Raw genomic sequence first — 5,517 nt, 5'->3', positions numbered from 1 at the left:
CACAAGGCCCACGCCCCGGAAGGGCAGGACTACGGTCTGGATATCCAGTTTTCCGATGTGAAGGTGCACGTCGATGGCACCGCCGGCGAGATCTCCGTTGATTACTGGTTGCGCGGCACCAACATCACTGGTGACGGAAGCGCGCTCAACGAACGCGGCGATGACGCTGTCTTTGCTACCTTCACCCTCCCGGAGGCGATCACCCCGGCCGCCGGCAAGACGTTCAACACTTCCCCGGACGGTGTCACGAAGGATAGCGGCGTGAAAACAACGCTCACCGAGGAGGGCGCCAAAAAGATCATGATCGGCTTCTACGAGCCGATTCAATACGACGACGCCTTGTTTGATCTCAGCGTCACCTTCGCTGGCGCCGCCGCTGGTGTTCCGACGCTGCCTGCACCACAGCCGACACCGACGTCAACGCCGTCCCCTGCGCCGTCCGAGTCAATGGCGAGCTCGTCGCAGGAACTCAGCTCAACGGACAAAGGATCACCAGCCGAGCGGATCACCACCAGTGTCACCCTCGTCATCGCTGGACTTGGATTGCTCGGCGTGCTTTCTGGCTTCGGCAAGTTCGCCTTCGACCGTTTTCTGAGGCCCATGCTGGCCAAATAGTGGTCATCGCCTCAACGGGAACCTCCTTGCCCTTGAAGTTGGTTAGCAATACCATACTTAGGTGAGGTTTACCTTGTTCTCTAAGGAGGATTCATGAGAACACGCCCGTTGCTCGTACCACTCACCGCTCTTGCCCTGCTGGGTAGCGCAGTTGTTGCGCCTCAGGCTTCGGCTGCACCGGAGGCGCCTGTGCTTGAGAATGGTCGCTTGGATTGGAATGTGAAGCGCAGCTTTACCAACTACGTGACCGGCCCCGTCGCACAGGGCAAGGTCACTACAGTCAATCCAACCGATCTCAAGAACTTCGGCGGCCACACCGCGTACAACCCGCCAGCCCAAACGTTCCAGGACAACACCTCGCCACTTAAGTATGGGTTCCAGTTGAATGCTGCCAAGTCGCAGCTGGATGCAAAAGGCAAGGGTGTGCTGGCCTTTGATGGTGGGGTCCGCTGGACAGGGCATGAGAAGTTCGCTCCCGAGGGCCAGCAGTATGGACTCGATGTCAAGTTCTCCGATGTGAAGCTCATTCTGGACGGTACGTCAGGAAAGATTTCCCTCGACTACGTCGTGCGTGGCACTAACATCACGGGCGATCAGAGCGCACTTGATCGCAAGGGAGACGACGCGATTTTTGCCACATTCACACTTCCAGAGCCGATCAAGGCTACCGCAGGGGGCAGTTTCTCCACCTCAGCAGGTGACGTTAGTAAGGACAGTGGCATTAAGACAACGCTCACCAAGGAGGGAGCCGAAAACGTCATGATCGGCTTCTACAAGGCGGAGCAGTACGAGGACGCGCTACTCGATCTAGACCTGAAGTTCAAGGAAGCACCTAAGGCGAAACCGTCTCCGGAGAAGCCGGCTCCTTCCTCGTCGTCCGCGAAACCGTCCCCGGAGAAGAGCGTTCCGTCGTCCCCGAGCGTCCCCCCCGGCTGAGCAAGGCTCGAAGAAGCCTGAGGGATCCTCTGTCGATTCCAAGACCGACAACACCAAAATCGTCGTGCCGATCATCGCTACTCTCATCAGCCTCGTGGCGATTGGTGGTGCGCTAGCTTTTGTCGGCCAGCAGTGGCTGCCGCAACTCTTGCAGGGTATGCAGCGATAACCTTCGCATCATGAACCGGTCCCGGTACTGTGCTGGGACCGGTTCTTTGCTGTTTACCAAAGCCGAAAAAGGAGACCATCCCGGGGTAAGTAGCAAAAAGTGTGTCTGAATTTCGGCGTTATTGCTGATCAGGCTGGGTAAATCGGGCGGATATAGGCATCAAGACCTTATATCCGCCCGAATTGCGTTCAATCCTCCGGAATGGCACCCGCATGTGCTAGTCGGGGGTTGGTGTGCTTTCCGGGTGAGTAAAAACAGACCACGGTGCCCGGTATGTGCTGGGCAAATTGCCGTTTCCGTGTAGTTGGTAGGGGCAATCCGCGTAGTTGGTAGGGGTTTTCCGGATAGGTGGTAGGGGTCTTCTTTTTCGGTCATTTTTGTAGGTGACGTCGGCGCAATCTGTGCCGGTGTGTCACCACTTTCTGACCGCAAGGAGGGCCTTTTATGGCCAACTTCAAAGACATCATGGCGATGTGTTTGACCGGAGCGAGTTATGCAGCCATCTCTGCTGCCTTGGAGTGCTCCAACAGGGATATCGCCAAAGTCAAAGCAGTGATTGCTGACCACGCAATCACGCAGTCTTCGTTCGCTCAGCTGGATCCAGAGTTCTTCGATACGCACTTTAGCGATCAGCGAACGAGTCGGCGTTTGCGCTATGACCGACCTGACTTCGAAAAACTCGCGAAGAAGCTGGCGAACAACAAGCACCTCACGCGCCATAAGCTGTGGATGGACTATGTCGCTTCCCCGTGCGCCGCAGGTGAATCGAAGTACCAGTACTCCCAGTTCTGTGAACACCTGCGTGACTACATCCGGGCTACCGGCATGACCTCGATTATCGAGCATGAACCAGGCCAAGAGCTCTACGTCGACTGGGCGGGCGACAAAGTCCGCATCATCGACCAAGCCACCGGTGAGGTAGGGATGAAAGCTTGCCTATTTGTGGCTGTCTGTCCCTACTCTTCTTTGTTATTTGTGGTTGCTACGGCGAATGAGAAGATGGACGCCTGGATTGACTGCCACGTCAAAGCCCTAAACTACCTCGGGAAACGCCCCGGCATCATCGTTCCTGATAACGCGCCGACTGCAACGTATCGCCCGGCGAAGAACAAACCCGCACGACGCATCCAACAGCGCTATGCGGACTTTGCTGACTACTATGACATCTTGCTTGTACCAGCACGTCCGGGAAAACCCCGCGATAAAGCCGCAGTTGAGCGTGCCGTCCAACTTGTCTATACGCGTATCCTTGGCTATTTCGATGGGGTTGAGTTCTATAGCCTTGAAGAGCTCAACGAAGCGATCGCTGAGCGCCTCGAAGACATCAACACAACCATGCCCAATGCGCATGGGTTTACTCGTCGTGAGCTGTTTGACATCGATGAAGCACCCATGATGCGCAACCTTCCTGACACCCCATTTACGGAAGTGTCCTGGCGCAGCGTCAAAGTCGATCGCAATTGGCACATCTGTTGTGACTACCAGTACTACTCCGTGCCGTTTCAATACATCGGCAAGACTTTGCGCGCACGGCTGACCAACAGCCTGGTCAGCATCTTCAACGGCGATAGCCTCGTGGCCGAACACCCGCGTATGCACGGGTTTAAGTACCGCTATTGCACAGACCCTGCGCATACCCCAGACAAAGAGATTACTGGGGTCAAACCGCTAACTCGCGATGAGCTCTACGCCAGAGCATCGTCGTTTGGGCCCGCAACCAGCAAGGTCATCGCCATGATCCTTGAGCACAACGCCCAAGCCCTGCCACGCGGTTTACGCACAGCCCGCAACGTGTTGGTCAAGCTCGGGAACAAGCACAACAAAACCACACTTGAACCAGCGTGCCAGCAAATCATCGACCACAACCTCGCGCCGAATCTGCAGGTCATCTCCCGCATCCAGGCCGACATCGCCCGCAACGGTAACGCCGAAGCCAACACCCCAACACCACAAACAGGCCAGGCTCGGGTAGTCGATATCGCCGCAATGCCAGAAGCAGTGTTCCTGCGCCCTGCAAGCTACTACGACACCCCGAAGCAGGAGGACTAACCCATCATGACCACGATCCATCTTGACGATGACATCCGTGCAACGCTGCGCAAGCTGCGGCTTTCAACCTTCGCTGATACCTTCTTCGCACTTGCCAGTGCAGATGTGTGAGCGCTCTTCGAAAAGTAGCCCACTGGCGCTCTTTGAAAAGTAGCCCAGTGTGGTCGTAGTTATTGTGCCTTAGTTGGTGTTGTTTCGGGCAGTTGTGGTGCCGATAGTTCGCGTCCTTTGATGCGGTGGCTTACTCCGCGATGTTGGAAGATTTTCGCGTGGTGGACAATGCGATCAACCATGGCGGTAGCAACGGTGACATCGCCGAAGCATTGCGCCCATTGTGAAAACCCCGGAAACGTCCACCTCCTAGCCCCAACAGGGGCAGGCAAGACATACATCGCCTGCGCCATCGGAGTTGCTGCATGCCAGGCTGAATACAGCGTTGCGTACTACCGGCTCGACCAGCTTGTAGATGAATTAGCGGCCTTCCCGCCGACAGATGAGCGTTACGTAACCAAGATGCGCAGGCTACAAAACACTGACGTGCTCATCCTTGATGATTTCCTGACCATTGGAATCAACCAACGCGGGCAAGAAGACCTAACGAAGATCATATTCGACCGCGATGGCAGGCTGCCGACGATCATCGTTTCCCAAACCACTGCCGCATACTGGGTACAAAAACTTCCCGACCCAGTCGCAGCTGACTCCCTCGTCAGCAGACTCAACACCGGCCAACGCGTCGAACTCGGTGAATACGACATGCGCCACTTCCTAGCCACCCAACTAGAAACCGAGTAACACACCACCATCAACAGGCCCCGCGACGAGCAGCAGCCCCAACCCGTCGCGGGGCCCTACCAACTACCCGGAATCCAGCCCTACCACCGTTTCGGAATACCCCTACCAACTACGCGCACTCAGCAGGCAAATGAAGAAAAACGGAACCACATCCAAAGGCACAACCAGGTGGCGATGCAAGGACCCGAACTGCGGCAGCTCCACGACACGAACCCGCAGCGACCGCACGCTGACCCGCGACTTTAAAGCCTTCGTTGCTTATGCCACCTCCACAGCGACGTTGTCTGAACTCGCCGAGCAACACAAGGTGAGCCGTTGGACACTTGACCGCCGATTCAAACCGTTTTGGCTTATCGACATCCCCAACAACGGTGACCCGCAGCGCGTTTACGATCAGATCTTCATCGACGGCACCTACACCGCCGCCGGATGCTTGCTCGTGGCAGCCAGCCACGACCACGTCATCGCCTGGCACTGGGCCAAACACGAAACCGCCCATGCGTATACGCAGCTACTTCGCAAAATCGCTGAACCGCTCTGTGTCGTCCTCGACGGTGGACAAGGCGCCTTGACTGCGATTAAAGCCTGCTGGCCCAACGCGATGATCCAACGCTGCCTCGTCCATGCGGTCAAGTCCCGTGTAGTGGTGTAGCCGTTTGTCCGTTCGGCTCGGTATGAAGTTGGGGGGTTGTGTTAGGCGGTTAGCTGGTGGTGGTCGCCATGATCATCTCCTGTGTGGGGGTTGGGTTGGTGCATGAGGTGTTTGCTGTGTTCGAGTGCGGATAGTGACATGTAGCGTTTTTGTTGGATCCAATCGTCGTGTTGCTCGGCAAGGACGGCGCCAACAAGCCGGCGGATCTCCCGGTTTAACCGCTCGGTGGGGTTGTTTGACCACACCTTCGTCCAGACCGGTTTCGGCGCTGCGGTAAACGCCAGCACCTCATCGAGTGATT

Annotated in this window: 5 protein-coding genes and 2 pseudogenes; 5 read left to right on the top strand and 2 right to left on the bottom strand. The window is 56.6% G+C overall.

Annotated features, from left to right (window positions below):
• The 3 genes from HMPREF2656_RS02655 to istA form a co-directional block, all read left to right on the top strand.
• Nucleotides 1–615, top strand: a 615-nt coding sequence (locus HMPREF2656_RS02655; RefSeq protein WP_210400947.1) for an HtaA domain-containing protein, incomplete at its 5' end; no start/stop codon positions are given.
• 93 nt (nucleotides 616–708) lie between these two features.
• Nucleotides 709–1,551 (top strand): HtaA domain-containing protein, encoded by an 843-nt coding sequence (locus tag HMPREF2656_RS02650; protein WP_070815786.1) that lies wholly within the window; start codon nucleotides 709–711, stop codon nucleotides 1,549–1,551.
• Nucleotides 1,552–2,164: 613 nt separating this feature from the next.
• Nucleotides 2,165–3,769, top strand: a complete 1,605-nt coding sequence (gene istA, locus HMPREF2656_RS02645; RefSeq protein ID WP_070483559.1) for an IS21 family transposase — start codon at nucleotides 2,165–2,167, stop codon at nucleotides 3,767–3,769.
• Between the two features lie 170 nt (nucleotides 3,770–3,939).
• Here the strand turns inward: istA and HMPREF2656_RS13410 are convergent, their stop codons facing one another.
• A complete protein-coding gene (locus tag HMPREF2656_RS13410; RefSeq protein ID WP_246825094.1) occupies nucleotides 3,940–4,062 on the bottom strand; it encodes a hypothetical protein in 123 nt (40 codons plus the stop codon).
• A gap of 43 nt (nucleotides 4,063–4,105) precedes the next feature.
• Here HMPREF2656_RS13410 and HMPREF2656_RS13405 point away from each other — a divergent pair.
• Together HMPREF2656_RS13405 and HMPREF2656_RS02635 are read left to right on the top strand one after the other, a co-directional pair.
• A pseudogene (locus HMPREF2656_RS13405) lies at nucleotides 4,106–4,564 on the top strand (ATP-binding protein); the annotation flags it as partial.
• 130 nt (nucleotides 4,565–4,694) lie between these two features.
• Nucleotides 4,695–5,201 (top strand): annotated as a pseudogene (locus HMPREF2656_RS02635) (transposase); the annotation flags it as partial.
• 56 nt (nucleotides 5,202–5,257) lie between these two features.
• On the opposite strand, the gene HMPREF2656_RS02630 reads toward HMPREF2656_RS02635, so the two are convergent.
• A partial coding sequence (locus HMPREF2656_RS02630) for a transposase (RefSeq protein WP_210400946.1) occupies nucleotides 5,258–5,517 on the bottom strand: 260 nt, incomplete at its 5' end.

Origin of the sequence: Corynebacterium sp. HMSC034B08, from assembly GCF_001835805.1 — a bacterium.
In the GTDB taxonomy this organism is placed as follows: Bacteria; Actinomycetota; Actinomycetes; order Mycobacteriales; family Mycobacteriaceae; genus Corynebacterium; species Corynebacterium coyleae.
The sequence above is the reverse complement of the archived record's forward strand: the minus strand, read 5'-3'. Positions and strand labels throughout refer to the sequence as shown.